Annotated in this window: 20 protein-coding genes; 5 read left to right on the top strand and 15 right to left on the bottom strand. The window is 49.2% G+C overall.

The features are described from left to right. From E2I14_RS07295 to E2I14_RS07280, 4 genes are all read right to left on the bottom strand, one after another. Positions 1 to 6,071, bottom strand: a 6,071-nt coding sequence (locus E2I14_RS07295; protein ID WP_165967779.1) for a hypothetical protein, incomplete at its 3' end; no start/stop codon positions are given. Between the two features lie 532 nt (positions 6,072 to 6,603). Then, positions 6,604 to 8,127, bottom strand: coding sequence for a parallel beta-helix domain-containing protein (locus tag E2I14_RS07290; RefSeq protein ID WP_133326902.1), 1,524 nt, complete (start codon positions 8,125 to 8,127; stop codon positions 6,604 to 6,606). Positions 8,128 to 8,160: 33 nt separating this feature from the next. Further along, the gene (locus E2I14_RS07285) at positions 8,161 to 9,315 is read right to left on the bottom strand and encodes a cytochrome-c peroxidase (protein ID WP_133326900.1); all 1,155 of its coding nucleotides are present in this window, start codon (positions 9,313 to 9,315) and stop codon (positions 8,161 to 8,163) included. A gap of 5 nt (positions 9,316 to 9,320) precedes the next feature. Then, positions 9,321 to 10,034 (bottom strand): c-type cytochrome, encoded by a 714-nt coding sequence (locus tag E2I14_RS07280; protein WP_165967778.1) that lies wholly within the window; start codon positions 10,032 to 10,034, stop codon positions 9,321 to 9,323. 682 nt (positions 10,035 to 10,716) lie between these two features. On the opposite strand from E2I14_RS07280, the gene E2I14_RS07275 reads away from it, so the two are divergent. The 4 genes from E2I14_RS07275 (at position 10,717) to E2I14_RS07260 (ending at position 14,139) form a co-directional block, all read left to right on the top strand. Next, the gene (locus E2I14_RS07275) at positions 10,717 to 11,445 is read left to right on the top strand and encodes a gamma-glutamyl-gamma-aminobutyrate hydrolase family protein (protein ID WP_264757051.1); all 729 of its coding nucleotides are present in this window, start codon (positions 10,717 to 10,719) and stop codon (positions 11,443 to 11,445) included. Between the two features lie 36 nt (positions 11,446 to 11,481). Beyond that, positions 11,482 to 12,204, top strand: coding sequence for a type 1 glutamine amidotransferase (locus E2I14_RS07270; RefSeq protein WP_133326894.1), 723 nt, complete (start codon positions 11,482 to 11,484; stop codon positions 12,202 to 12,204). A 69-nt stretch (positions 12,205 to 12,273) separates the two neighbouring features. Further along, positions 12,274 to 13,557 (top strand): NAD(P)/FAD-dependent oxidoreductase, encoded by a 1,284-nt coding sequence (locus E2I14_RS07265; protein ID WP_133326892.1) that lies wholly within the window; start codon positions 12,274 to 12,276, stop codon positions 13,555 to 13,557. A 138-nt stretch (positions 13,558 to 13,695) separates the two neighbouring features. Then, positions 13,696 to 14,139: a hypothetical protein gene (locus E2I14_RS07260; protein WP_133326890.1), complete on the top strand. Its 444-nt coding sequence runs from the start codon at positions 13,696 to 13,698 to the stop codon at positions 14,137 to 14,139. An 89-nt stretch (positions 14,140 to 14,228) separates the two neighbouring features. Here E2I14_RS07260 and E2I14_RS19280 read toward each other — a convergent pair whose 3' ends face one another. The 4 genes from E2I14_RS19280 to E2I14_RS07245 all read right to left on the bottom strand — a co-directional run bounded on the left by E2I14_RS19280 (position 14,229) and on the right by E2I14_RS07245 (position 17,051). Beyond that, positions 14,229 to 14,372: a hypothetical protein gene (locus tag E2I14_RS19280; protein ID WP_165967777.1), complete on the bottom strand. Its 144-nt coding sequence runs from the start codon at positions 14,370 to 14,372 to the stop codon at positions 14,229 to 14,231. Between the two features lie 420 nt (positions 14,373 to 14,792). Then, positions 14,793 to 15,566, bottom strand: a complete 774-nt coding sequence (locus tag E2I14_RS07255; protein WP_206105590.1) for a GNAT family N-acetyltransferase — start codon at positions 15,564 to 15,566, stop codon at positions 14,793 to 14,795. A gap of 61 nt (positions 15,567 to 15,627) precedes the next feature. Continuing rightward, positions 15,628 to 16,578 (bottom strand): class I SAM-dependent methyltransferase, encoded by a 951-nt coding sequence (locus tag E2I14_RS07250; RefSeq protein ID WP_133326888.1) that lies wholly within the window; start codon positions 16,576 to 16,578, stop codon positions 15,628 to 15,630. Positions 16,579 to 16,766: 188 nt separating this feature from the next. Then, entirely contained in the window at positions 16,767 to 17,051 is a 285-nt protein-coding gene (locus tag E2I14_RS07245; RefSeq protein WP_133326886.1) for a PsiF family protein, read from the bottom strand. Between the two features lie 22 nt (positions 17,052 to 17,073). On the opposite strand from E2I14_RS07245, the gene E2I14_RS07240 reads away from it, so the two are divergent. After that, a complete protein-coding gene (locus E2I14_RS07240; protein WP_133326884.1) occupies positions 17,074 to 17,325 on the top strand; it encodes a hypothetical protein in 252 nt (83 codons plus the stop codon). Positions 17,326 to 17,437: 112 nt separating this feature from the next. On the opposite strand, the gene E2I14_RS07235 is transcribed toward E2I14_RS07240, so the two are convergent. From E2I14_RS07235 to madL, 7 genes are all read right to left on the bottom strand, one after another. Next, on the bottom strand, positions 17,438 to 18,016 hold the full coding sequence (locus E2I14_RS07235; RefSeq protein WP_133326882.1) for a hypothetical protein: 579 nt from the start codon (positions 18,014 to 18,016) through the stop codon (positions 17,438 to 17,440). A gap of 213 nt (positions 18,017 to 18,229) precedes the next feature. After that, a complete protein-coding gene (locus E2I14_RS07230; protein ID WP_133326880.1) occupies positions 18,230 to 21,079 on the bottom strand; it encodes a PAS domain S-box protein in 2,850 nt (949 codons plus the stop codon). Positions 21,080 to 21,576: 497 nt separating this feature from the next. Then, on the bottom strand, positions 21,577 to 23,274 hold the full coding sequence (locus E2I14_RS07225; protein ID WP_133326878.1) for an AMP-binding protein: 1,698 nt from the start codon (positions 23,272 to 23,274) through the stop codon (positions 21,577 to 21,579). Between the two features lie 263 nt (positions 23,275 to 23,537). Further along, complete coding sequence (gene mdcH / locus E2I14_RS07220) at positions 23,538 to 24,467, bottom strand: malonate decarboxylase subunit epsilon (RefSeq protein WP_133326877.1); 930 nt, start codon at positions 24,465 to 24,467, stop codon at positions 23,538 to 23,540. Between the two features lie 2 nt (positions 24,468 to 24,469). Then, a complete protein-coding gene (locus E2I14_RS07215) occupies positions 24,470 to 25,144 on the bottom strand; it encodes a malonate decarboxylase holo-ACP synthase (protein ID WP_133326875.1) in 675 nt (224 codons plus the stop codon). A 33-nt stretch (positions 25,145 to 25,177) separates the two neighbouring features. Beyond that, positions 25,178 to 25,942, bottom strand: coding sequence for a malonate transporter subunit MadM (madM, locus tag E2I14_RS07210; protein WP_133326873.1), 765 nt, complete (start codon positions 25,940 to 25,942; stop codon positions 25,178 to 25,180). 13 nt (positions 25,943 to 25,955) lie between these two features. Beyond that, positions 25,956 to 26,366, bottom strand: coding sequence for a malonate transporter subunit MadL (gene madL, locus E2I14_RS07205; RefSeq protein WP_133326871.1), 411 nt, complete (start codon positions 26,364 to 26,366; stop codon positions 25,956 to 25,958). Positions 26,367 to 26,385: the final 19 nt, after the last annotated feature.

The raw sequence follows: 26,385 nt of genomic DNA, 5'->3' as shown, positions 1-26,385 counted from the left end.
ACTTCATCGGTAGTTAAACCGTTTTGGACCTGATTTGTCGTTAAGACTGCGATTTGCGACGTCGTCAATGCATCCACACCAGCAGTACCCAGAGCAGTAACTTGCGCTGTGCTCAATACAGCCACTTGGGCGGTGGTCAAGGCTTTGACTTCGCTGCTGGTCAAATTAGCGATATCAGCGGTGTTGAGACCGTTGAGCACTTGGTTAGTGGTCAAGGCAGCGATCTGCGCTGTGGACAAGGAATTGACCTGAGCAGTCGTTAAACCATTGTTGATTTGGTTGGTGGTCAAGGCCACGATTTGCGAAGTCGTTAAGGCATCGGCACCAGCAGTGCCTAAGGCCGCGACTTGAGCGGTATTCAACGCTTGGACATCAGCAGTCGTAATCGCTCTCACCTGCGCGCTATTGAGGCTAGCGACTTCATCGGTGGTTAAGCCGTTTTGAACCTGATTCGTCGTTAAGACTGCGATTTGCGACGTCGTCAACGCATCCACACCCGCTGTACCTAAAGCAGTGATTTGCGCTGTGCTTAATACAGCCACTTGCGCGGTGGTCAAGGCTTTGACTTCGCTGCTGGTCAACGCTGCCATATCGGCGGTGTTGAGGCCGTTGAGCACTTGGTTAGTCGTCAAGGCCGCAATTTGCGCTGTCGAGAGCGAATTAACCTGAGCAGTCGTCAAACCATTGTTGATCTGGTTAGTCGTCAAGGCCACGATTTGCGATGTAGTCAAGGCATCGGCACCGGAAGTACCTAGAGCAGCAACCTGAGCGGTATTCAACGCTTGTACGTCGAGCGTGGTGATCGCTTGAACTTGGGATGAACTTAAGCTGGCTACTTCAGCGGTGGTCAAACCGTTCTGCACTTGGTTAGTCGTCAGCACAGCGATTTGTTTGGTCGTCAACGCATCGACACCAGCAGTTCCTAACGCTGCAATTTGCGCTGTGTTCAATGCCTGAATATCAGCGGTTGTAATTGCTTGAATTTGCGCTGAGTTCAAGCTTGCTACTTCAGCGGTGGTCAGGCCGTTTTGTATCTGGTTAGTCGTTAAAACAGCGATCTGCGAAGTCAGCAATGCGCCGACACCGTCGGTACCTAAGGAAGCGATCTGTGCAGTCGTCAACGCGATAATTTGCGCGCTGGTCAACGCTTGAATTTCGGTACTGGTCAGGGACGGAACTTGGTCCGTATTAAGTCCGTTATGCACCTGATAGGTCGCCAAAGCGGCTACCTGCGCGGTACTGAGCGAATTAATTTGCGCGGTAGTTAAGCCGTAGGCAATTTGATTTGTACTTAAGGCCGCGATTTGAGCGGTCGTGAATGCATCCACGCCAGCGGTACCGAGCGCAGCAATCTGGGCGGTGGTTAAGGCTTGAATATCGGCGGTCGTGATCGCCCGCACTTGGGCTGTACCCAAGCTGGCGACTTCATTTGTCGTTAAACCGTTCTGAACCTGGTTAGTCGTTAAGACCGCGATTTGGGCCGTCGTCAATGCATCGACACCAGTCGAACCTAGAGCCGTAATTTGAGCGGTACTTAATACGCCAACTTGCGCAGTCGTTAAGGCTTTGACTTCGCTGCTAGTTAAGTTAGCGATGTCAGCGGTGTTGAGTCCATTGAGCACTTGGCTAGTGGTCAAGGCCGCAATTTGCGCGGTCGAAAGCGAATTGACTTGCGCTGTCGTCAACCCATTATTGATTTGGCTGGTCGTCAACGCGACAATTTGCGCCGTGGTCAAGGCATCCGCACCGGCAGTACCTAAAGCCGCTACTTGCGCCGTATTCAATGCTTGGACATCAGCAGTCGTAATCGCTTGAACTTGTGACGTACTTAAGCTCGCTACTTCGTCGGTAGTTAAGCCATTTTGAACCTGATTGGTCGTCAACACGGCAATCTGTTTTGTGCTCAACGCATCAACGCCAGAAGTGCCTAAGGCAGCGACTTGCGCTGTGCTCAACACAATGACTTGAGCAGTGGTTAAGGCACGTACTTCGTTGCTGGTCAATGCGGCCACGTCAGCTGTATTGAGACCATTGAGAACTTGGTTGGTGGTCAACGCAGCGACTTGAGCCGTGGACAAGGAATTCACTTGCGCGGTCGTCAAACCATTATTGATTTGATTGGTGCTCAAAGCGACGATTTGTGCCGTGGTCAAGGCATCAGCCCCGCCAGTACCCAATGCCGCCACTTGCGCCGTATTCAATGCTTGCACATCGGTTGTGGTAATCGCTTGAACTTGTGCTGTGCTTAGACTTGCTACTTCAGCAGTCGTCAAGCCGTTTTGAACTTGATTAGTCGTCAAAACACCGATCTGTGTTGTGGTCAACGCATCGACGCCAGCAGTACCCAGCGCCGTCACTTGAGCCGTATTCAACACGCTGACCTGCGCGGTTGTTAAGGCGCGTATTTCGTTGCTGGTTAGGTTGGCGATATCAGCGGTAGTGAGACCGTTGAGCACTTGGTTAGTCGTCAAGGCGGCAATTTGCGCCGTCGAGAGCGAATTAACCTGTGCTGTCGTCAAACCATTGTTGATTTGGTTGGTGCTCAAAGCGACGATTTGAGCTGTTGTCAACGCATCCGCGCCAGCAGTGCCTAAGGCCGCGACTTGCGCCGTATTCAACGCTTGTACATCGGCAGTCGTGATCGCTTGAATTTGTGACGAATTCAAGCTTGCAACTTGTTCGGTGGTTAAACCGTTTTGAACTTGATTGGTCGTTAATACTGCGATCTGTTTAGTCGTCAACGCATCGACACCCGCAGTACCTAGAGCGGCGATTTGTGCGGTATTTAAGACACTAACTTGGGCAGTTGTTAACGCTTGCACTTCGCTGCTGGTCAACGCTGCCATATCGGCCGTGTTGAGACCGTTGAGCACTTGGTTGGTCGTTAAGGACGCAACTTGGGCGGTGGAGAGCGAATTGACTTGCGCTGTCGTCAAACCGTTGTTGATTTGGTTGGTAGTCAAGGCGACGATTTGCGACGTCGTCAACGCATCCGCACCAGCAGTACCTAAAGCAGCAATTTGCGCGGTATTTAAGGCTTGTATATCTGCCGTGGTAATGGCTCTCACTTGCGCGCTATTGAGGCTGGCGACTTCATCGGTGGTTAAACCATTTTGCACCTGATTGGTGGTTAAGACCGCGATCTGTGAAGTCGTCAACGCATCAACGCCAGCAGTTCCCAGCGCGCTAACTTGGGCAGTGCTCAATACCGCTACTTGCGCGGTGGTCAAGGCTTTGACTTCGCTGCTAGTTAGATTAGCGATATCGGCGGTATTAAGACCGTTGAGGACTTGATTAGTCGTCAGCGCTGCAATTTGCGCGGTGGACAAGGAATTGACTTGCGCTGTGGTTAAACCATTGTTGATCTGGTTCGTTGTCAATGCCACGATTTGCGCGGTGGTCAAGGCATCCGCACCAGCAGTACCTAAGGCAGCAACCTGAGCGGTATTCAAGGCTTGGACATCGGTCGTCGTAATCGCTTGGACTTGCGCTGTGCTCAGGCTCGCTACTTCAGCGGTGGTTAAACCGTTTTGGACTTGATTAGTGGTTAAGACGGCAATCTGTGCAGTCGTCAACGCATCCACACCAGCGGTACCCAAGGCGGCAATTTGTGCCGTACTTAACACACTCACTTGAGCACTGGTTAAGGCGCGTATTTCGCTGCTGGTCAAGTTGGCGACGTCAGCGGTATTAAGACCGTTGAGAACTTGATTAGTCGTCAAAGCCGCAATTTGCGCGGTGGAGAGCGAATTGACTTGCGCTGTCGTTAACCCGTTATTGATCTGGTTCGTGGTCAACGCCACGATTTGCGCGGTCGTCAACGCATCCGCACCAGCGGTGCCTAAGGCAGCGATCTGGGCCGAATTCAATGCTTGCACATCAACGGTAGTAATCGCTTGGATTTGCGACGAATTCAGGCTCGCGACTTCAGCAGTGGTTAAGCCATTTTGAACTTGATTGGTCGTTAAAACAGCGATCTGCTTGGTCGTCAAGGCATCCGCACCGGCTGTGCCTAAAGCGGCAATTTGAGCAGTATTTAATGCTTGGACATCAACCGTCGTAATGGCCTGAATTTGGGCAGAATTCAAACTAGCAACTTCGTCGGTGGTTAAGCCACTTTGAACTTGGTTAGTCGTCAGAACGGCGATTTGAGAAGTAGTCAACGCATCGACACCGGCGGTTCCCAAGGCAACGATTTGCGCGGTGCTTAAGGCTTGCACATCACCGGTGGTGATGGCGCGGATTTGCGCTGAATTCAAGCTCGCTACTTCATCGGTCGTTAAGCCATTTTGAACTTGGCTGGTGCTCAATACAGCGATCTGTTTGGTCATCAATGCATCGACGCCAGCAGTACCTAATGCAGCAATTTGGGAAGTACTTAAAACACCGACTTGCCCGGTGGTTAACGCTTGCACTTCGCTACTAGTTAAGTTCGCGATTTGAGCGGTATTGAGACCATTGAGAACCTGATTAGTCGTCAAAGCCGCAATTTGCGCGGTGGATAAGGAATTGACCTGGGCCGTGGTCAAGCCGCTAGCAATTTGATTGGTGGTCAGCGCAACGATTTGTGCGGTAGTTAAGGCATCAGCACCGGCAGTACCCAAAGCGGCGACTTGTGCCGAATTGAGCGCTTGAACATCGGTCGTAGTGATTGCTTGAACCTGCGACGAATTCAGGCTCGCAACTTCATCGGTCGTCAAGCCATTACGAACTTGACTAGTGCTCAGTACCGCGATCTGTTTAGTCGTTAATGCATCAACTCCAGCAGTGCCTAAGGCGCTGATTTGGGCAGTACTTAAGGCCGCGACATCCGCGGTGGTGATGGACTGAATTTGAGAAGAATTGAGGCTAGCGACTTCAGCGGTAGTCAGACCGTTTTGTACCTGATTGGTACTTAATACGGGAATCTGTTTGGTGGTCAAGGCATCGACACCGGCAGTGCCAAGCGCTGTAATTTGGGCAGTACTCAGGACTGCCACTTGGGACGTTGTCAGCGCCTGAATTTCACCGCTATTTAACGCAGCAACTTGCGCGGTAGTTAGACCATTGAGAACTTGGTTGGTGGTCAATACCGAAACCTGCGCAGTGGTCAACGCTGCGACTTGATCGGTGGTTAAGCCACTGGCAATTTGATTGGTATTGAGGACGACAATTTGCTGGGTCGTCAAATTCGAAATACCTTGAGTACCTAAGGCGATTAATTGCGCTGTCGTTAACGCCTGAATATCGCTGGTGGTCAACGCTTGCACTTGCGACGTGGCAAGGGCGGCGACCTCGACAGTGGTCAAACCGTTTTGTACTTGGTTGGTAGTGAGTGCGCTAATTTGATTGGTTTGCAGCGCGGTCACACCAGATGTACCCAAGGCGCTGGTTTGCGCGGTCGTCAATACAGAAACTTGCGAGGTGTTCAACGCTTGAACTTGGTTCGAGCCTAACGCGGCTACCTGCGCTGTATTCAACCCTTGTGCGACTTGATTGGTGCTCAACGCGGCGACCTGCGCGGTGCTTAATGCTTGAACTTGGCTGGTGGTTAAACCATTTTGAATCTGATTGGTGGTCAACACCCGTGTTTGCGCGGTGGTCAACGACGACACACCCGATGTACCCAATGCCGTTGTTTGCGCAGTATTTAAGACTTGCACATTCGACGTGGTCAGCGACTGAACTTGGCTAGTGGTTAAATTCGAAACTTGATTGGTGGTTAAACCGTTGGCAACTTGACTGGTGCTGAGTGCTTGAATTTGTTTGGTAGACAGTGCTGCGATCTGAGTGCTAGTAAAACCTTGTTGAATCTGTTGGGTGGTGAGTGATAAGACTTGTGCAGTAGTTAAGATATCAACTTGATTAGTAAGTAATGCCGCAATCTGAGTCGTTGTTAACCCTTTGGAAATTTGGGTGGTGGTCAGCGCATCTAAATCGGTGGAAGTGAACACCACTACTTGCGAAGTTTGAAATGCCGCTAGCTGCTCTGTTGTCAGAGCGATCATGTCTGAAGTCGCCAAGCCCCGGACGTGATCAGTGGTCATGACCGCTATATCACCGGTTGTTAGTCCCAAAACGATAGAAGCCATAATAGTTTTCTCAGATAAGCACGGCAAAAATTGGCAAGGTGTTATGTTTTAAAACGCTACAAAAACACCTTTAGTCTTATCGAGAGTTATCGGCAGCTTTGCTTTTTTCTTTAAGAATAAATGTTGCGGTGAGTCAATTAAAAAATATGAAAAAAATGAACCCGAAATTACCATGATGTAGAGCTAATAAATCAGAAATTACTTATGTTTTCGCATAGCTTTAGTGACTAACTATTTGCACGGCAACATAAAAAAAGGCTGCGAAGGATTCAACCTTAGCAACCTCTTTCTAATTCGTTATTTAGTTGTCTTAAACCTACCCACCAGATTTAACTCGCTAACGTGCCAAGTCCAATGACGAGGTTCCAAAAAACTAGCTCAACCCGGGCTGTTGAACGTATCGGGCTGCATTGCGCTAAAGTTGGGCCGCCTAACTTCACTTGGCCAACCTAACGCAATGCAGCCCCATCACCAGCTTAATACGCGGGCATGCTACGATGCCCTCTTGCTGCACTCCCCTTGTTCTTTTGAGCTATTTCTTAACGCTCAACATATATTCCGCCACCAATTTACGCATTTCTGGGCTCAGGTGTCCTTGAGAAGGCATAGGCGGGAAATCGTCACGCTTTTTGGTTGGGTGCGCGATGTAGTCCGCAATACCTTGTGGATTGCCTGCATACAAAGCCTGAATAATCTGCGTTGGTGGGCCAATCATGCGCGCGCTGTAAGTATGGCAACCAGCGCAAATGCCGTTATAGAGCACCTGACCTTTGGTCACAGTTTCGGTCGAACGTGGTGTAGCAGGTTTATCCAACAACAAACTCACCGTTTGTGCTGAAGTGGTAATTGGACAAACCGTTGCCCAACCACTAATTCCCAACGTGGAATGCGATGCACGATCAACCATGCAATTACCAGTGCCACCGCCCACGGCCACGATATCCGGGCCTTGTTTAGTCAAGGAAGCCAACATTAATGCTTTGATGTCATCAATAGGCTCGTAACCGTTATTGGAGAACAAATTCGATAACACTTGTACCCGATCTGGGTAAGGATCGGATTCTGGATCGACGGTGATATTGGCAAACGATTTGTGATCGGCAACGATAATCCCCGCATTTTTATTATCGCGAATCACGTTGTTCTCAATCACCACATCTTTTGCCGCCATAACGATCACACCGGTTCCGCTCGGCACGCCAGAGACGATAGAACCAACGGCGCCGAAGTTTTTATGGTTGTTATTGACCACAAAGTTATTGCGAATAATGACATCGAAAGTTGTCTTGATCGGCAACCAAGGCGTAACAAAGGTCAACACCCCGCCCGCGTTGTCGTACACCATATTGTCTTCCACAATGGCGTGACGGGAGTTCTCGATTTCAATCCCCGCCACATTGCCATGCACTTCGTTGTGATCGACTTGGATATTGTCTGACATACCCACATAAATCGCCGCATCTTCAATGCCCGACAAGACGTTATATTGAATCAAACCGTTTTGACCGAATTGCGGAAAAATCCCGTACACGCCAGTGTCTTCAATCCAGTTATGGCGAATCACAAAGTTGTTACCCGCTTGGCCCATAATCGCATTGCCTTTGAATTTCACAATTTTGAAATTCTCAACTCGAATGCCATTACCGGAATACAAAACCGCGTCATTCAACTTGCTCATTCCATCAAGCGTTGGCCATTTTCCTTCTTGAATCACGCCGACTAACGCGATGTTGTCTTTATCGATGTACACCGTTTCGTTATAAGTGCCCGGCATCACTTGCACCGTATCGCCCGACTTAGCTTGCGCCACCGCCGCTTGGATTAATTCACCCGGTTTAACGACGATGGTTTTACCGGTCATGGCTGCTGCGAGCGCATCAGATAATTGGGCAGCGCTGCCTTTGCCAGTTGAACCAGTGCGCGAAGTTTGCAACGATTGCGCGGCGGCGACGGCTTCAGCACCCGCATTGGCATATTGTTTGCGCGCGCCCAGATAGCCGGCGCCAGCAGCAACTAGCACGGCAACCAGCGTTAGCGCGATTCCTTTTTTGCTCATCTCATCTCCTTATTTATTATTAGGTACTACGATTTATTTCAACGACAAACCCGACGGAACAGCTTTGGGACGCTGCGGCTTAAATGATTCATCGGTCAACGTCTTCAAAAAATCTACTAAGCAATCTAGTTCTGCGTTGGTCAATTTCGGCTCATGAATATGCCAATGCAAAATCAACTTTTCATCTTTGGGCACAGCATGTCCGCGCCCTTCGTTATAAAAACTAACCACTTCACGCAAGGTGGCAAAACGTCCTGAGTGCATATAGGGCGCCGTCAACTCGACATTACGCAAACTCGGCACTTTAAAGCCGCCGCGTAAATTGGGTTCCTTGCTATACGCGCCAGCACCCGGATCAAACGGCATTCCGGCTGGCTCGGGCGTTCCAATAACCACGACCTGCTGATTAGAAAATAGCGGCGGCGTATGGCATTCCGCACAACGCGCGACGAAAGAACGGAACACGTTTAAGCCCTCCACTTCCGGCTTGGTCAACGCATCAGGAAAACCATGCGCGTATAAATCGTAGCGGCTGTTAAGTGAAATTAACGAGGTCTCAAACGCCGCAATCGAACGATAAACCTGATCGACGTTGATCGTCGCTTTGCTATCCGCGAAAGCGCTTGGATAGGCGCTAGCGAATAGGCGACGGTATTCTTTATTACCATTCAAGCTAGTCAAAACTTGCTGCGGAGTTGAGGCCATCTCAATCGGGCTGTACAGCGGCCCTTTCATCTGTTCTTCTAACGAGCTGGCACGACCATCCAAGAAGAAACGTTTTAAGAATCCAACATTCCACAAACTCGGCGCATTGCGCGTCGTTTCTTTGCCGGTTGAACCGATGCTGCGCGCTCGGCTATCAGCAAAGCCTTTATCCGGATTGTGGCAACTGGCACACGATTGCTTGCCATTGCCGGACAAAATTGGATCAAAAAACAAATAGCGCCCAAGGTCAATTTCTTGCGGCGTAAAGCCATCCCGAATCGTCGGCAAGCCCGTCTTTAACCCACCTACGCCCGCATTCTGCAACGACGCATAATCGGTGTAATTGGACACCAATTTGCAATGCCCTTCGCGCAACACAAAGCTGGCCGGACATTGAGTAGAAAGCGTGAAATCTGCCGCCCAAACTGGGGAACAACAAAAACCGATTACAACAAATAGCAAATAACGCAGTGACTTGTTCATGTTCATCAAGGCTTCAACGTTGCAATATAGGCGACCACATCGCGCACACTGCCAGCATCGGGCAACATGCTCGCGCCGACTTTCATTAATCCGCCCTGCTTATCGTCCGGATTGGCTCCGCGCTGGCCTGATCGGAAAGCGTTAATTTGGCGCTCTAAATATTGCGGCTCAACACCGATCAAACTCGGTGCGCCCATGCCTGGATTACCCTGCCCGCGGCTGCCGTGACAAGAGCTGCACACGGCATTGAACTGGGTGCTGCCTTTGCTTAAATTGCCGCTATAAGAGGCGCTTGGTTTAACTTGCGGCAGGCTGGCGATATAGGAAGCAATCGCGGCGCGATCGGCATCGGTTTTTAACACCGCCACAGAAGCGCGCATTTGTGCGCCATAGCTATCGTTAGGCGCTGAGCCGCGCAGTCCGGATGAGAAATGGGCAAGCTGGCGCTGGACATAACTCGCCTCCATACCGGCGATATTGGGTGCGCCAATTTTGCTATTGCCTTCGCCTTTGCTGCCATGGCAAGCGATGCAAGTGCCGTTAAAAATGGCTTTTCCATCGGCGGCAGCGGCGTGGGAAATTGGGCTAAAAAATGTGCCGACAACTAAGCTTGCCAGACTAACAGCGCAGGTAATTTGACGGCGTGTTGCCTTGATTTGCTGGCGTGCTGCCTTGGTAAGGACGAGCGTACGCACAGACGATACTGTCTCCAACAACATTGTGATCTCCATTCAATGCCGTAAATCGGTTGTTTACCGACTTTTGTTTTTTAATTTTTGTCAGCAGTCATGTCTTCGCATGCTGCTCTTTATGGTTGAAAAATGCCGCTTGCGCATAAACATTTCCGCGAATCAATATAACAATCGTGCATTTCGCTTGTAAAGCGAATTTTTTGCGGCACATGCTTTAGAACTAAAGTTTTTCGATAAGACCACTTCTCAAGAGGCTCATGAATGTTAGGTTTGCGGGTAATTAGAATTTTCTCTCTAACTAAATTGACGAAAACAACAGCGCCAAAGCCAGCTTTGTCCCGCGTGAAGTTAGCCCCGAAATAATCGCACAAGCGAAAAGTGTCTTTAAAGAAACATGGCAAAAATCCGCAACTAAACTTGCTCAAACTGTGTTTGTTTGGGTTTTGCCGCTTGGGTATTCTAGCTTCGCAGCCGATTGAGACGCGTCGCTGTGCGGAAAAAACGAGTTGGTCACCACCAGTTTAGGACTTACACAAAATTGTTCTAGCTACTAGGTTAATTTTGTCTAACTCCAATTAATTAAAATTAAATTTCCGCTTTAGGAGACCAACCCGGACGTGATGGCGAATCCTCGCCTAAGCAAAGGTAATGTATGTTGAAAAAAAACTCACAAAACGCAATAAACTTAAAACGTAAGCCTGTAGTACTGATGTCGATGGGAGCACAAGAACGTAAAGGTCATGATTACCAAGTAATGACCGTGAAGTACATCAAACCCTTAGTTGAACATGCAGGTTGCGTTCCGATTTTAGCTCCCACTTGTTTTGGCCCCGAAGATATTGAGCAGTATTTAAGCATGGTCGATGGTGTGTATCTGACCGGCGCTGGCAGCAATATTGATCCAACTTTGTACGGTCAAGCCAATCTCACTCCCGAAAAACAGCAAGATATTCTTCGCGATCAATTCGATATTCCCCTTATTCATGCCGCCTTAAAAATGGGCTTACCTATTTTTGCTGTATGTCGTGGCATGCAAGAAATCAACGTAGCCCTTGGTGGCGATCTGCATCAAAAACTGTATTCTCTGCCCGGCATGTTGGATCACCGCGAAAACGGCGACGCATCGGTTGAAGAGCAATATGCCGACGTGCATTCGGTGCGCTTTACCGCCAATAGCTGGCTGGCGAAGTTACTGGGTCAAGAAGAAATCATGGTGAACTCCTTACACGGTCAAGGGATTAAAACCTTAGGCAAAGGCGTGCAACCGATTGGCTACGCCGAAGATGCTTCGATCGAAGCGATTTATTTGCCCGAAGCCAGCCAATTCACTTTGGGCGTGCAATGGCATCCCGAATGGAAGGCAGCGCAGAATCCACATTCGATCAAAATGTTTGAAGCCTTTGGCTACGCCTGCCGCGTCTACGCCGAATCCGAGTGACAATAATCTACTTTTAACCGAATCGATTTTTAGTACATGAAACCAGTTTTAATTATTCAGCAGGTCTTGTTTGATACACCGGATTATTTTGTTGATTTTTTAACCGAACAAAAAATTCCATTCGAAGTGCGTCACATGTACGCTGGCGAATTACCGCCAGAATCGATTCAGGATTATTCCGGTTATTGCATGCTCGGCGGGCCGATGAGTGTTAATGATGAAGAGAATTTTCCGTTTTTACGCCAAGAAAAAGAGCTAGTGCGTCAAGCCTTAGCCGCCGATATTCCGATGATTGGGCATTGCTTGGGCGGCCAATTAATCAGCACTGCTTTGGGTGGCACGGTGCAAAAAGCGTTGATGTACGAAATTGGCTGGAATCCGATTCACGTCATTGACGCCCATGCAGCGCGCGATTGGTTTGGTGGACACACCGACTTTGAGTTGTTCCAATGGCATAACGAAACGTTCTCCGTACCAGAAGGCGCCAAGCTGATTGCCAGCAATCCTTATTGCCAGAATCAGGCTTTTACGATTGGCGAGAAACACATCGCGATGCAGTTTCATTGCGAGGTAAAAGACAAAAAAGTTCGTCATTGGGCCATTGATGAAAAATCCGATATTGACGCGGTGTTGCATTTACCCAGCGTGCAATCGTCCGAGTCGCTCGTAGCCAGCTTAAAAGAACGTATCCCGACCAGCAACGCTTTAGCGCACGTGATTTACAGCCGCTGGATACGCAATTTGCCCGGCTTGGTTTAGATTTATCACGAAATTTATAAATAATGTTCAATAAGCGCGCGGCGCTTTACACCAACTAGCAAGGTAATTATGTCCACAATTCCACACGCTCCTTCTTACTACGCCGCTTCGGCGCACGCTTCCCCTAACCGCCCTGCCCTGCAAGGCGCTATTGACACCGATATCTGCATCATCGGCGCTGGCTATACCGGCTTAAGCGCTGGCTTGCATCTGGCCGAAGCGGGGTTCAAAGTCGTGATCCTAGAACAAGCTAAAGTCGGCTGGGGTGCATCCGGTCGCAATGGCGGTCAAATCGTACACAGCTATTCACGCGATATTGATGTGATCGAATCCAGCTACGGCAAAGAAAAAGCCAAACCACTGGCCGAAATGATGTTTGAAGGTGCCAAGATTATTCGCGAGCGCATCGCCAAATACGATATCCAATGCGACTTAAAAACCGGCGGCGTGTACGCAGCGATGTCGAAGAAAAAAGTCAAAGCATTGGAAGAACAAAAAGAACTGTGGGAAAAATGGGGCAATAAAGACTTAAGCCTGATCGAAAACGCTAGCGAGATCAAAAAAGTCGTCAACACCGATCGCTATCAAGCGATTTTGGTGGATAAATCGGGCGGCCATTTCCACCCATTGAATTTGACTTTAGGCGAAGCGGCAGCGGTTGAACAAAATGGTGGCGTGATTTACGAGAACAGCGGCGTGACCAAAATTGATCGCGGCACAAATCCCGTGGTGCATACCGCGCAAGGCTCGGTCAAAGCAAAATTTGTCATCGTAGCGTGCAACGCCTACATCGGTGATTTGGAACCGAAGCTGGCTAAAATGTCCATGCCATGCGGTACGCAAGTCATCACTACCGAACCATTAGGTAAATTAGCCGAAGAAATTCTGCCCTCCGACTACTGCGTCGAAGACAATAACTTCCTGCTCGATTACTACCGTTTGTCGGGCGACAAGCGCTTGATCTTTGGCGGCGGCGTGATTTATGGCGCGCGCGATCCTTCGCACATTGAATCGATTTTGCGTCCAAACATGTTGAAAGTATTCCCGCAATTGAAGAACGTCAAAATCGATTACGGCTGGACCGGTAACTTCTTGCTGACCTTGTCGCGTATGCCAGAAGTCGGCAAATTGAGCGACAACATCTATTACTCACAAGGCTGCTCAGGTCATGGCATCACCTTCACGCATTTGATCGGACGCTTGTTATCTGAGGCGATTCGCGGGCAAGCTGAACGCTTCTCCGCATTCGAGAGCTTGCCGCACTATCCATTCCCAGGTGGTCGCATGTTCCGCGTGCCACTGACTGCTATGGGCGCGGCTTGGTATGATTTACGCGATCGTTTAGGCGTTTAGGCGTTTAAACTACCGAGGTACGCGGCAATAAAAAAGCAGAGTTGACAACAACTCTGCTTTTTTTACATCCGCCACGATTGCAGCCAATTCCAAATCTGATTACACTGCGCCCATCTTTACGCCCAACCTATTTAAACCATGTCTAGCGCAACCAATCCGGCCAATACAATGTATCCGTCAGTGATTCCAAAATTAAATCTAGGAAAATTCGGCCCAGCAAGCATTCAATGGTTGCTGATCGCCCTGCTAGTTTTGTCCTTTGCAGATGGCTTGGTCTCCGGTTTCTATGAAGCCAGGCATGCGGTCTCGCCCCTGTGGTGGGATGCGATTGCGCTGCTATCGACCGTGGCAATCATGCTGAGTTGGTATCACCAAGACAGCAATTTACGCCACTATCAGCGTCATATAGTTCTCAATATTGTGATCTTGGGTGCCGCCGTAATCGGCATTCCTTACTACCTGATTAAAAGCCGCGAAAACGGCAAAAAGCTCATCGCTATCGGATGGCTAATCGCCTACACCGGCTTATTTTTCCTAATCAGCATCGGCGGCGAAGGCATCGCGCTGGCATTAGCTTCATAAGCAGGACAACATCAAATCAGGACGGAATGAGCACTGTTTGGAGGAGTCCTCAATTCCGGCCTTGAACCTAACAACACGCAGCGTTCCGATTAACGAACGTAATAAGCGTGATAAGTAACTGGTGCCGCAACATAGCCGCGCGCTGGGACAACAACACAGCCGGACAGGCTAGATAACGTGATGACTGCTGCGATTGTCAACAGGATCGAGCGGGCAATTGTACGAGTTTTCATGATGTTCCCCTGAGTGAGTTGGTATGAGCATAAAACGGCATCGCTCGCCTCTGGGAAGACAGCAGTTACAAAGCATTACATCCTTAATTTGCTGATTACATTACGTACATTGCGCTGCAATTGGGGTCGACTGTGGCTCAAACTGGCGTGCTTAAACCAACAGCTACAGCGGCAACGCCACTTTTTAGGGCACTGGCATGAGACAGGCTCGAGCGCTCCAAAAATGATCGAAGTGGCCGATTTGATGCCAATGAAATTGCGATGATGAATAGCTTGATTGTGCCTTTGATCGCCGATCCAAAAACCAAACCTTAATTTGGCAGCGTTAGCTTAGGCTTGGATTGCATTTCCGCCAATAGTGCTGCGGAGAGATGGGTGGACGGTATTCTTTTCAAATCGGCTCGCCGAAACCCGTGAAACTTAGGGTTGAACTTCAACCCCGTTAGGCAAGTATTTCTCGTATTTTTGCAATGACTTTTGTATCGCCTCTAACGAAATACTGTAGAGGTAGTCTTCGTCCGTTTCAGCAACTCGCACTGCGCCAAAACGTTCATGGAAATTCCATACCGACTCATTTCCCTTTCTCACGTCAAAGTGCGATTGCTTAAAGCCCAAGCCCAACGCGAAGTGATAAACCATGAGTGCTGACTCCACCGCAAAGCCGCTAGGTCGCCCTTCTCGTAATATCCACGACCCCCAGCAAAATGAATCGCCTTGTTGATCGTAAAGTCTGATAGTGCCGAAGCGTTCGCCAGTTTTATCTTCAATAATGAAATAAATCTGGGTGCTGTCGTTGGCATACTTTTCCAGCCATTGGACTTGCAAATTCAAATCGTTTGCGGTGTGTGACAGGTATTTCCCAATGACGGAGTCGGTGCGTAATTGCAGGATAAACTCGGCGTCTGCTGTATTCGCCTCACGGAAAACCACATGCTTACCAATTACTTTTTGGGGTTTAATAAATCGTGCTTGATGCAGAATCGCTCGCTTTTTCAGGCAATCCAAGACGTGTTCACTTTTGTCCTTTAACAGCGATTCAATCACAGCTTCTGGCGTTGATTTGTTGCAGGCCACCGCGCCACGAATTACCTCATCATCCGACATTGAAAGTTGCACCAACATCTCGCTTGCCGTGTCTGGGTCATTAGCTTGGGCTAGCAGCGAATGGTTGTCGGTGGATGTGTTATTTGTCATAGCTGCAGGCTTTGTTTATCGGCTCATTTATCGATCAGGATTGAACTACAAAAAACTCGTTTTAATTTTGATCATTCAGTCGCAATAAATAGGTGTCTTGAATGTTGGAGGTCGTACCGTCAACCTGACATCCTAATTCATTGACAGCCTGGTAAAGATTGAATGATCCCGTTCGATTAACTTGATCTTGCAAGGCTGGCGGCACCGCATAGCCGATGGTCGAGTCCGGTGTTTGCGAACCATAGCGCTGTTTCGAGAGCGACAGGTATTCCCATGAATGCCGAATTGAATCCTTGCCCCAATTATCGTTCGCCGCTAATGCTTGAGCTTGACCAACCGCGCGACAGACGATGCTTATGTTTCCATAGCCGGGTATGCATTTGGACTCAATCGGAACAAAAACGCAGTCAATCGGAGCAAAATTAAAATAACGGAGAAAGTATTCCAGCAAGGAAATCGAGGGATACCAAAAGGTATTACTTTCCGCTTCTTGTCGCCCAGCCGTGTTGAATTGCATGGTGTCTGATACTTCATTGATGACATTGGTGGACACCAAAAAAAGGCCATTTTGTTTGACCAAAGGTCGGACGCTAGCGATTGTGTGCATCGGTGAAAAAACATGGTAGAGCACGCCCGAGAGGTTCACAAAATCAAAGCTTTCGTCGGCTGCAAACTTGTGGCTTAAGTCGTACATCAAGCCAATTTCCTTGAATGTCCAACTTGCGTCATAGACTTCTTGCAGCGTCGCCATTTTTTCTGTGCAGTGCGGAACAGCGTCGGCCGCGACTATACGCTTTGCGCCGCCACGATGCATCAGGACTTGCAACATGCCTTCCATGCAGCCGAGATCCAAGCAATCAGCATTAGTTAAATCGGCCCGACGCATCAGTAAGCGCGGTAAATAGGGAAAAGTAGAAGGATATTGGCCGTGAGCAACAAGACCGTCGGCAAGTTCGGCGCTGTAGTACCACCATGCGTTCGCTATTTTTTCTAACTGCTCTATCGAAGCCATAGGATGTTCACTTTCTACGATGTGAGGGGTCGTTCATCCTAGGTTAGGTCGATTTCGAGAGTTTTACAAAACAAATAATAAAAATGTGTCGCTTTACTGTTACGCAAAGGAAATCAAATCCAGCCCCTAGAGAACGTCACAAAGCGGTCTCTAGGGTTGGACTTAGGCCACTGGACGTGGCGGGAGAATTAGGATTTCTTCAGGCAATTCGACATAAACGTCTTACGCTCATCGCCTTTCATCCCCTTGGCATCGGCATTGCAGGATTTCATTTTCTCTTGCTGCGGGGTGAGTTTCTTTTCTTCTACCACCGGTTTGGCGGACAAGCAGTCTTTCATGAATGCTTTACGCTCATCGCCTTTTTTTCCTGTGGCGTCTTTATTGCAAGTCGCCATTTTTGATTGCTGCGCATTCTCAGCATGAACGGCAAAAAAAGGCAGACACAACGCGACAACTAACAAAAGTTTTTTCATACAATCTCCGGGAAGTAATGAATTGAAGTGCGGCAACAAGGACATTACCGAAGATTTTGCTGTAAAACAATTGTTTTCCGTCACGATTTATCGGGACATTGTGACTTTTTGTGAAATAGTTGTTTTGGTGGGTTCACAAACAATGGAAAGTGAACAAAGCGCTAGGCTGGAAATGGTGGGCTATAAACTGGGGAACTTACGAAGTTTTGCCGATAGGCAACGATTCAAAGGCTACTTAAACGCCCTCCGACTCAATGTGGCGGATTTAAATTAACGACCGCGTTAGCCGTACATCGATTTAATTTATTTAGGTCATTTTCTGTCACCAAGAGTGCAAGAAAATGACCCTATTTATCTCTGCTGCCTAGGTTGATAGGAGCTTGGAGTTAAGCCAAAATCTCTTTGAGCCAAGCTTGCAATGCCGGCCCCGGTTTGGCCGCTTCACGCATAATTTTTGCAAGCCGATCGGCGTCTTTCTTACCGATTTCTTGATGCGCCCACTCCAGCAACTTTTTGTCCGTGATGGTCGCCGGTGTGGACTTATCGTTGGCATCAAAATTCATGCCGAGGTTTTTCGCTAATAGATAAAACCCAAACATGTTTTGTACATGAACGCCAACCTTACTGCCGGTACGGTTCTTTTCCAGCTTCGACGCATAATGACGCGCTAATGCTAACGCGCTGGCGGATGGAGTGTGAACTGAGCTCACTGTGCCAAGTATCGTATCAACGTGTTCTTGCTTCTCTACTTTTGAGAGTAACAAGGGGCGACCGCTATAACGTGCGACGTCGGTTCGGCCTATCCAATTTGCGCCATCCCACTCTTCAGAGCCGGTCGATCCATCAAAGTATTTAACACCATACACGCCAGCTTCCAGCGGAAGGTGATTCATCGCGACGCTGACAGCATCTAAATAGGCAATGTCGGTCGTCGTTACGGCTTGCTCATTGTGAAGAAGTGACATGTGGATTTTCCTTTTTAATGTTTGTTTTCGAACTTAACAACCTAAGCGCCCAACACCAGATAATCGTTCCGGAAAATAGTATGTTAAACCGTGAAATATAGCAATTTTTATGGACTTAACGACGTCAGTTTAGCAAACCCACTCGACGCGCCTGTGCACTATTGGGTTCGGACAGATCAAGCACACCAAGCATCAAAGGCACGCAACCCAGAGTTAATCGCCCGAATAAAACTTATATTTATTTTTACCGCTTTGTTTGGCGCTGTACATTGATTGATCGGCCAAGCGCAATAAAATATCGGGATCCGTCGCGTCGCATGGATATTGGCTTAATCCGATACTGGCCGATACGGTCACAGTAATCACGTCGATGGTGACCGGTTGGTTAATCGAATCCAGAATGCGTTGCAAGGCGATGTGATATTGATCCATCTGCTCTAAGCCGCGCAATAACAGCACAAACTCATCGCCACCAATGCGCGCTACGGTATCGCATTCGCGCAAATTGCCACTTAGCCGTTGAGCGATTTCAATCAGTAATTTGTCGCCCACGGCGTGGCCATGTGTGTCATTTACTGGCTTAAATCCGTCTAAATCCAAGAAGATCACAGCAACAGAGGTTTGATTGCGCTTGGCTTGCGAGACGGCTTGTTGCAAACGATCGATTAACAATTTGCGGTTCGGTAAGCCAGTTAAGCTATCGTAGTTGGCGAGGATGTTGAGCTGCTGTTCATGCTCTTTAGTTTGGGTTATGTCGTAGGCTATGCCGTTAGAAAGAATGTCGCCGTTGGGCAGCACGGTGCGGTATGCCTCAATGTGCACCCAACGGACTTTCATGCCTTCGCGCGTACGCCCTTCCCAAACAAAAGGTTCATCCGGGCGCTGTCGCTTGTTGAGTTGGGCTAAAAAGGCGCTAATTTCATCAGGGTGAATGCGCTGCAAAATCATGGCTTGATCGCTGAAGGCCTGCTCCATCGATACTTCCATGAGTTCACACATGCGAGGACTGACGAAGTCAAATTGTGTCGTGCCGTCGGCCTTTACGCGGTGTTTGTACACGCCAGCGGGAATATGCTCGATCAGATTGTTAAGCTCGTCCATCGCTTGCTGCAGCGCAGCGGCGATGCGTTTTTTCTCGGTCACATCTTCGATAATCGACCAACAGTAATCTTGTCCGTCCTGACCAGTAACCAACATGCCGTTGATACTGACCGGAACCAAAGTGCCATCTTTGCGGCAGTATTCTTTTTCGTAAGACGAATAGCGGCCATGGGTTTTTAATTCGTGAAATAACCGTGCATGATCTGGCGCATATTTGGCCGGGGTCATTTCCCAGGAATTTAAGTCCTTGAGTTCACTTTCGGAGTAACCGGTAATGTCAACAAACGCCTGATTAAACTCAAGGTAATGCCCTTCCATATCGGTCAGCGCAATGCCTAACGGCGAGAGTTCAAACAGGCCGCGTAATTTTTCCTCACTGGCGCGCAAGGCAGTTTCGGCCCGCTTGCGTTCAGTAATATCTTCCAAAGTGAACTGCAACATGTCTTTGCCGCGATGCTGGAAATGCATCAGATGCACTTTGGCGTCCCATATTTCCCCATTGGGGCGTCGATGGCGCCATTCGAAAATTTCGATCTGATTTTCAATGGCTGCTTGATCGCGTTGTGCCATCAAATCGACAGATGGCGTTCCGTCATATTGAAATGGCGCCGACACATCCAGCGGTGTTTTACCTAACACCTCGTTGCGGTCGGTGTAACCGTATATGTCAACCGCTGCCTGATTGCAATCGACAAAGCCTGCGCCGTTGGGATCGTTTACAACCATCGGAATGTGCGAGTTTTGAAACAGAGCTTTATTTAATACTTCGCTATCCTTTAATTCTTGTTCCAGCTTTTTTCGCTCAGTGATGTCGGCAATATAACCATACCAAGTGGTGGTCCCGTCTTCGCCGCGCTGCGGAATGGAATCGCCATAAACCCAATGCAGCGAGCCATCGGGGAAATAAATCCGAAATTGCTCGCGCCACGGCGTCAAATCACGCGCAGAAATCTCCACCGATGTCGCGATCAATTCGAGGTCGTCGGCATACACCAAATTCATCGCGCTGCTTGCGTCTTCCCGTATCGACTCGGGGAGAATACCGAAAATGTCAAAAATGGCATCGCTCGTGTAAGGAAAACAAGAGCTTCCATCAGGTCGCAATTGGTACACATAAATCACACCGGGAATACGGCTAGCGATATTGTTGTTGCGGCTGACAATCGCCTGCAAATCACTGGTTGCCTTTTCCACCAACGCGGTCAATTGATCACGATGTTGCAGCAATTCTTGTTCAATCGCGCGGCGCTCAGTCAAATCGACAATAATCCCGACAAACATCGATTGCCCTGGCACCGACATCGCGCCGACCGAGATATGAATTGGTATGACCGTGCCATCTTTACGCTGCGCGCCGACTTCGCGTCCGGTTCCAATAATACGCGGCGTACCGCCCTGCAGATAACGCTGCAAATAGCCGTCATGCTCATCGCGATAGGGTTGCGGCATTAATTCGCGCACATTCATGCCGCTCATTTCTGATGGTGCGTAACCAAACAATTGCAGCGCCGCAGAATTAAAGGTGCGAATAAATCCTTTGGCATCAATCGTGATGATGGGATTGATCGCCGTTTCAAAAATGGCATGCGCAATCGCCGCGCTGTGTTGTAGATCGTTGTTGAGGTCGATATTGGCAGCGCGCTCACTGAGTGAGGCGACGAACAACGATTGTCCCGCTAATTTGACTACATTGATTTCTAACTTGGCGTGCAACACTGAACCCTGCTTACGTTTGCCAATAATTCGAAAAATCGCTCCATCTTGCAAGTGCGCGCCTTGGGATGAAAATGGCGGCGGAATTAACAACGACAGGGGTTGCTTAAGTAGTTCGTGTTTTTGATAACCAAATAGCCGAGCGACGCCCGTATCGCACGCGACGATCACACCAAATTCGTCGAACGTGAGCACGCCAGCATGATTGACAATCTGCTGCGAGGATTCGGGTGGTTGATCAAGAAACAAGGGTGTCTCCAACTTATTCTTATTGCTAGCTAATACTGCATTGGTAGGCCGAATTCTTTAAAGTCTCGTTGGCCTGATTGTTAAGCAAGCGCGTTTTAGCGCTGTGTAAGACTAATACAGCGGCTCCAATTCGACCCTAAATTTTCATAGAGCAAATCATCGAAACGACCGATACTTATATTTTTAAACATTCTTTTAACTACGATAGCGCTCAAAAATGGTAATGCCGCCGCTCAGCTCAATGCCGGCTGATAGTTTGATATTAGAAGTTACTTATGCGGTATTCAAGTTTGTGAAGTTGGTCGGCATTGAGTCAGTAACGATGAGTTATTGCTCAAGAGGCAAGGAGTTGGGGATAGTCGAAAAGAAGGTGATTACCTCCCGATACAACTAGGAGGTATTAATGACTAGATAACTGCTAACAATTAAAACGGGTGTGAATGCCAAGTGGCGGGGGCAAACTCGTCATAGAAAACGAGACAGCGCAGTACAACTCATTAAAACCAAACCACCTTTTTCCCCGACGCATACCACCCATCCAATTGCTCGGTAACTTTCGCTTCAATTCTGCTGCGCTTGATCTTCATGGTCGGGGTCAGGCAACCGTTCTCAATCGTCCAAGGATCAGATACCACAACCAGCATATGCAATTGCTCATAGCTGACTAACTCTTGATTCACATCGGCCAGCAATTGCTCCAACTGCGCTTCCATTTGCGAACGCAACAGGCGCTGTTTGCTGCCTTCGGAAGCCGCTTGCAATAATTGAATGCGGCGCTCTTCCTTCAATAACACCATCGCGTAGGCGCTTTCTTTCCCCACGCCAGAGACCAAGGACAGTTCAATCAACGGGTGCGCGTTGAGTTGGTTTTCTATCGGGGCAGGAGCGACATATTTGCCTTTGCCCGTTTTAAAGATTTCCTTTAAACGACCGGTGATTTTCAACATGCCATCAGCGCGTAAATAACCTTGATCGCCTGTGCGGAAAAAGCCATCCTCGGTGAAACATTCTTGCGTTAACTCAGGACGCTTGAAATAACCGACGAGTTGACCGGGCGATTTGATCAAGACTTCACCATCGTCACTAATGCGCACTTGCACGCCCGGGCAGGCCACGCCGACAAAGCCAATTTCGTGATGCGCATCGCTAGACAAATGCGAGCAGGCGAAATCTTCGGTCATCCCGTAGCCTTCCAACAAATTCAATCCTAGGCGTTGGTACCAAGCGAGCAATTCAGCGGGAATCGGCGCCGTGCCGCTGCCGGCCAAACGCGCTTGATCTAGTCCTAACCCTTCTAACACCTTGCGGCTGACGATTTTTTTAATGACTGGAATTTTTAATAAAAAATCGAGTTTCTTGGCGGGCATCTGCGCCAGCACGCCTTCCTGGAATTTAAGCCATAAGCGCGGCACCGATAAGAAAATCGTTGGTCTAGCGCGTTTCACATCCTCCATAAACGTGGCCAGCGAATCGGCAAAAAATACATGTCCTCCACCGATCAAAGTACCGCACTCAACAAAGGTACGCTCTACCACATGGGACAGCGGTAAATACGAAATAAAGCGTTCTTCAGGCTGCAGCTTACTAACATTAATCACCGACTCTACCGCGCGCGTAATGCGCTGAAAATTGTGCATCACGCCTTTGGGCTGTCCGGTTGAGCCGGACGTATAAATAAGCATCGCTAGATCATCCGGCTTTCTGGCGGGCTTGCCGGCAATAGGTCGATTCTTAACTAAAATTTCTTCCCACTTTGCGCCGTCGATTCGTGGTGCTAACGGCATGATAATGCGCGCTACATGAGCGGGTACGCCAGCGGATTGCTGCTGCCACGTATCAAGCTTACCGATAAAAATCATCTTGGCTTCGCTATGCTCCAACACATAACCTATCGTTTCTGCGCTCTCGGTCGGGAAAATCGACACCGTGGTGCCACCAGCCATCCAAATGGCGAGTTCGGCCATGAAAAAATAAGCGCAGTTCTTGGATAAAATAGCAACCTGCGTACCTTCGCCGCAACCCTGACTCTTCAAATACGTCGCCATGCGGCGCGCCTGCTCGAGCACTTCTCCCCAACTAAAATCCACGATTTTTCCATGGCCCAGCGGTTGTGTTAGATAGGTTTTGCTGGGGTGTTCCTCTTCGTGTTCATATACATAATCAAGAATGAGTTTGGTGCTGGCAGCATTAGTCATCGCGGGGTTCCTATCCAAGCGTTGGTCAATTCAAGTGCGGGGAAATCAAACAGATAAACGAGATGCAACAATAGCCACAAATTTAACCACTTAAATGACTTTGAGCAAGGTCTATCATGTAAATGTCGTTAATTGCGGTCACAACTTTACGAGCATCCGTTGAAAAGGTCAGGTCGAGAAATGACGAGATGGCCTTGGTTTAGGCAGGAGTTATATTAGCGCGTTGTATCGAGGTGTTAATTCGACGGGTTATCGCGAAGTAGTCAATGCGATTGCTCGCGCTGGGCTAGGGCAAACAGCGTATCCAAGCGCGAATTATCGCAGGCCAGCGCAACGCCTTCGGTCCATTGGGCGCTGGCTAGCTTACTCAAAACAGTCCCGCTTGGCATCTCGATAGCCAAGCGCGCACCTCGCTCCCAAGCCAGTCGCAAGGTATCAGCCCAATGCACTTGCTTAGCCATGTTGCTGGTTAAGTCCAGCTTGATATGCAAGGGATTAAATAGTGCTCGCGCGGCATTCGAACTGAGGTAGGCAATCCGGGGCGCACTAAACTCAACATCATCAAAAGTGCGTTGCAATTGCAAAGCAGCGTCGTCAAACAAAGGGCAATGCGATGGCACGGTCACCGCTAACCGTATCGTTTTCGTCGCCCCTTGGCGCAAAGCCTGCTGCGCCACCTGTTGCATCGCTGACTCGCTGCCAGCAATCACCAATTGTTTGGCCGCGTTCAGGTTGGCTAAATAAACTGGCGAATTGGACGAGTGAATAGTGTCGATAATCGCGCCCAATTCAAAGCGATCTAAACCATTAATCGCAGTCATACCAAAGCCCTGCGGGTAAGCTTGATCCATCAATTCGGCGCGGCGTTTCACCATGCGCACCGCATCCGCAAAATTCAGCACCCCTGCAGTTACCGCTGCTGGATACGCGCCAATGGATAATCCAGCCACCATGCTCGGCACAACATTATTGACCGCAAAATGGCGCGCCATGGCAACGCCTGCGATTAATAAACAGAGTTGCACCGCAATGGTGGATTCTAGCGAGGTTGCTGTATCGAGCGACAAGCAATTTGTGCCCAGCACGACGCTGGCTTGCTCGATGGTTTGAGCTACTTCAGGAGAATTTGGCAAGGAATGCAGCATCCCTGCCCTTTGCGCACCTTGACCGGGGAACATGAACAACAAGCTCATCGTTAGCCCATGCGCTGTTTCGAATGATTGGATTCAATCGGATGAGCCCACGGATCATCCGTCAAAACGGGACCGGTTTCTGTCTTCAACAAAACTCGTCCGGCGTCACGCACCCATTCTACAAACGAAAAGCCGCCAAAGCCGCTATCGATTTGAAGATCAATCCGGCATTCAGTTTGGGTAAGCGCATGTTGTAACAGTTTGATTTGCTCTGCGCTCAATCTTTCATCTGCCCGCAGCACCAAGTCTAAATCACTGTCAGCGTTGATAACCGCCGTTCCCGTAGCTAACGCAAATCCAACGCTGCCGGTCGGCCCCCAAACCAAATCAGTGGACGATAGTTTTTTTAGCACAACATGAAATGCGTTGAGGGCCGGAAGATTTCCAATTTCAGGATTGAGCAGCCATAAATCAGGCTCAATCAATGCATCAGGCGTGAGGCATCGCTTAATCGATGAATGCGCTAATAACGCGGGAAAACGCACACTGCGCGTCAACCCGCGCAAACCGACCGGCACGCACAGCCCATCTTCACTTAACGGTGCACGGCGCACCACTACCGGCCAATTTGGATTAAACCAAGCCGGCAAACTCGCCGCAGCAGACAGTGCGCTCAACCCATGCACGCCGTCATGCCAGAGCAGATCGTGCGGTCTTGGATAATTCAAATCGGTCATCGTATGCTCCGTAGAGGTTCAGCCGACTTGCGTTCAACCCATAATGGCTTTGACCGCAAAGTAAAGGACTGATGGCCCCATAAAGCAGCCAAGGCCAGTGTGGAAGGTCGCCACTAACGCACCATAAGGTACCAAACGACGATCGGTTGCCGCTAAACCTGCCGACACGCCGCTTACCGTTCCCGCTAAACCACCAAACACCATCGCTGAGCGCGGGGTACGCAAACCAAGAAACTTCGCCGCCACGGGTGTACCGATCATTACTAGGATCGCTTTCACCAATCCGGTCGCGATGCTCAGCGCCATCACGTCCGAACTCGCGCCAATCGCCGCGCCAGTCACAGGACCCACGATGTAAGTTACGGCGCCAGCGCCTATGGTTGTCATGCTCACGGCATCTGAATACCCAAAACAGTAGGCCAAAGTCGCACCAACAATAAAAGGCACAACCGTTCCTAAAAACAAGGAGACGATACCAATCAAACCCGCTTTACGGGCTTCGTGCGGTTGTACTTCAAACGCAGTCGCCACAATCGCAAAATCGCGCATCATCGCGCCGCCCATTAAACCGATGCCGGCGAACAGCGACACATCGGCCAGACCACTTTTGCCGCCAGTCACAACACCACCCCAGTAGGCCAACCCTAAGCCAATTAAAATCGCGATGGCCGAACCGTGCATACGCCCAAAGGTTAATTTACGAGAGATAAAACCGGAGATCAGGACGATAAACCCAACGAAGGCAAACGCGCCAACGAGACCATTATGTTCAATTGCTTTGTCTAAAATAGTTAACATAATTTGGCCTCCTTTAGGCTAGTGGCTTGTGGTCTGGATCAGCCAACGCGGCGAACGGATCGACATCGCTTTTGGGTTCCATCCGATTGATCAAGGCAATAATGCAGGCGCAAACCAACACCGCACCCAAGGCCGCCAAAATCGCCACATGCCCGCCGCGCAAAGCCGCCACGACGTTTTGCTGGGCTGCCATCGCCACTACCACAGGAATATACATCGCCGCCCAAAACGACACACCAGCTTCGGTAGGCTTAGGCAGATAACCACGCGGCTCCATATACATGCGTGCAAAGATCAGCAACATCATCGCAATGCCAACTCCGCCGACGTTGGTTTTTACGCCAATTAAAGACCCTAATAAATCGCCTAAAAAAATCCCCAGCAGATGGCAGACTGCGAGCAAGGCTGTTCCGTAAATAATCATGTTTGTCTCCGTTAATGTT

It is taken from the genome of Sapientia aquatica (assembly GCF_004358105.1).
Lineage (GTDB): Bacteria > Pseudomonadota > Gammaproteobacteria > Burkholderiales > Burkholderiaceae_D > Solimicrobium > Solimicrobium aquaticum.
This window is presented reverse-complemented; position numbering and strand designations above follow the sequence as displayed.

What these genes read in the sequence shown, in the direction of transcription:
- E2I14_RS07290 (WP_133326902.1), bottom strand. Translation starts at nt 8,127, where the DNA reads ATGAGCAAAAAAGGAATCGCGCTAACGCTGGTTGCCGTGCTAGTTGCT.
- E2I14_RS07285 (WP_133326900.1), bottom strand. Translation starts at nt 9,315, where the DNA reads ATGAACAAGTCACTGCGTTATTTGCTATTTGTTGTAATCGGTTTTTGT.
- E2I14_RS07280 (WP_165967778.1), bottom strand. Translation starts at nt 10,034, where the DNA reads ATGTTGTTGGAGACAGTATCGTCTGTGCGTACGCTCGTCCTTACCAAG.
- E2I14_RS07275 (WP_264757051.1), top strand. Translation starts at nt 10,717, where the DNA reads ATGTCGATGGGAGCACAAGAACGTAAAGGTCATGATTACCAAGTAATG.
- E2I14_RS07270 (WP_133326894.1), top strand. Translation starts at nt 11,482, where the DNA reads ATGAAACCAGTTTTAATTATTCAGCAGGTCTTGTTTGATACACCGGAT.
- E2I14_RS07265 (WP_133326892.1), top strand. Translation starts at nt 12,274, where the DNA reads ATGTCCACAATTCCACACGCTCCTTCTTACTACGCCGCTTCGGCGCAC.
- E2I14_RS07260 (WP_133326890.1), top strand. Translation starts at nt 13,696, where the DNA reads ATGTCTAGCGCAACCAATCCGGCCAATACAATGTATCCGTCAGTGATT.
- E2I14_RS19280 (WP_165967777.1), bottom strand. Translation starts at nt 14,372, where the DNA reads ATGAAAACTCGTACAATTGCCCGCTCGATCCTGTTGACAATCGCAGCA.
- E2I14_RS07255 (WP_206105590.1), bottom strand. Translation starts at nt 15,566, where the DNA reads ATGACAAATAACACATCCACCGACAACCATTCGCTGCTAGCCCAAGCT.
- E2I14_RS07250 (WP_133326888.1), bottom strand. Translation starts at nt 16,578, where the DNA reads ATGGCTTCGATAGAGCAGTTAGAAAAAATAGCGAACGCATGGTGGTAC.
- E2I14_RS07245 (WP_133326886.1), bottom strand. Translation starts at nt 17,051, where the DNA reads ATGAAAAAACTTTTGTTAGTTGTCGCGTTGTGTCTGCCTTTTTTTGCC.
- E2I14_RS07235 (WP_133326882.1), bottom strand. Translation starts at nt 18,016, where the DNA reads ATGTCACTTCTTCACAATGAGCAAGCCGTAACGACGACCGACATTGCC.
- E2I14_RS07225 (WP_133326878.1), bottom strand. Translation starts at nt 23,274, where the DNA reads ATGACTAATGCTGCCAGCACCAAACTCATTCTTGATTATGTATATGAA.
- mdcH (WP_133326877.1), bottom strand. Translation starts at nt 24,467, where the DNA reads ATGAGCTTGTTGTTCATGTTCCCCGGTCAAGGTGCGCAAAGGGCAGGG.
- E2I14_RS07215 (WP_133326875.1), bottom strand. Translation starts at nt 25,144, where the DNA reads ATGACCGATTTGAATTATCCAAGACCGCACGATCTGCTCTGGCATGAC.
- madM (WP_133326873.1), bottom strand. Translation starts at nt 25,942, where the DNA reads ATGTTAACTATTTTAGACAAAGCAATTGAACATAATGGTCTCGTTGGC.
- madL (WP_133326871.1), bottom strand. Translation starts at nt 26,366, where the DNA reads ATGATTATTTACGGAACAGCCTTGCTCGCAGTCTGCCATCTGCTGGGG.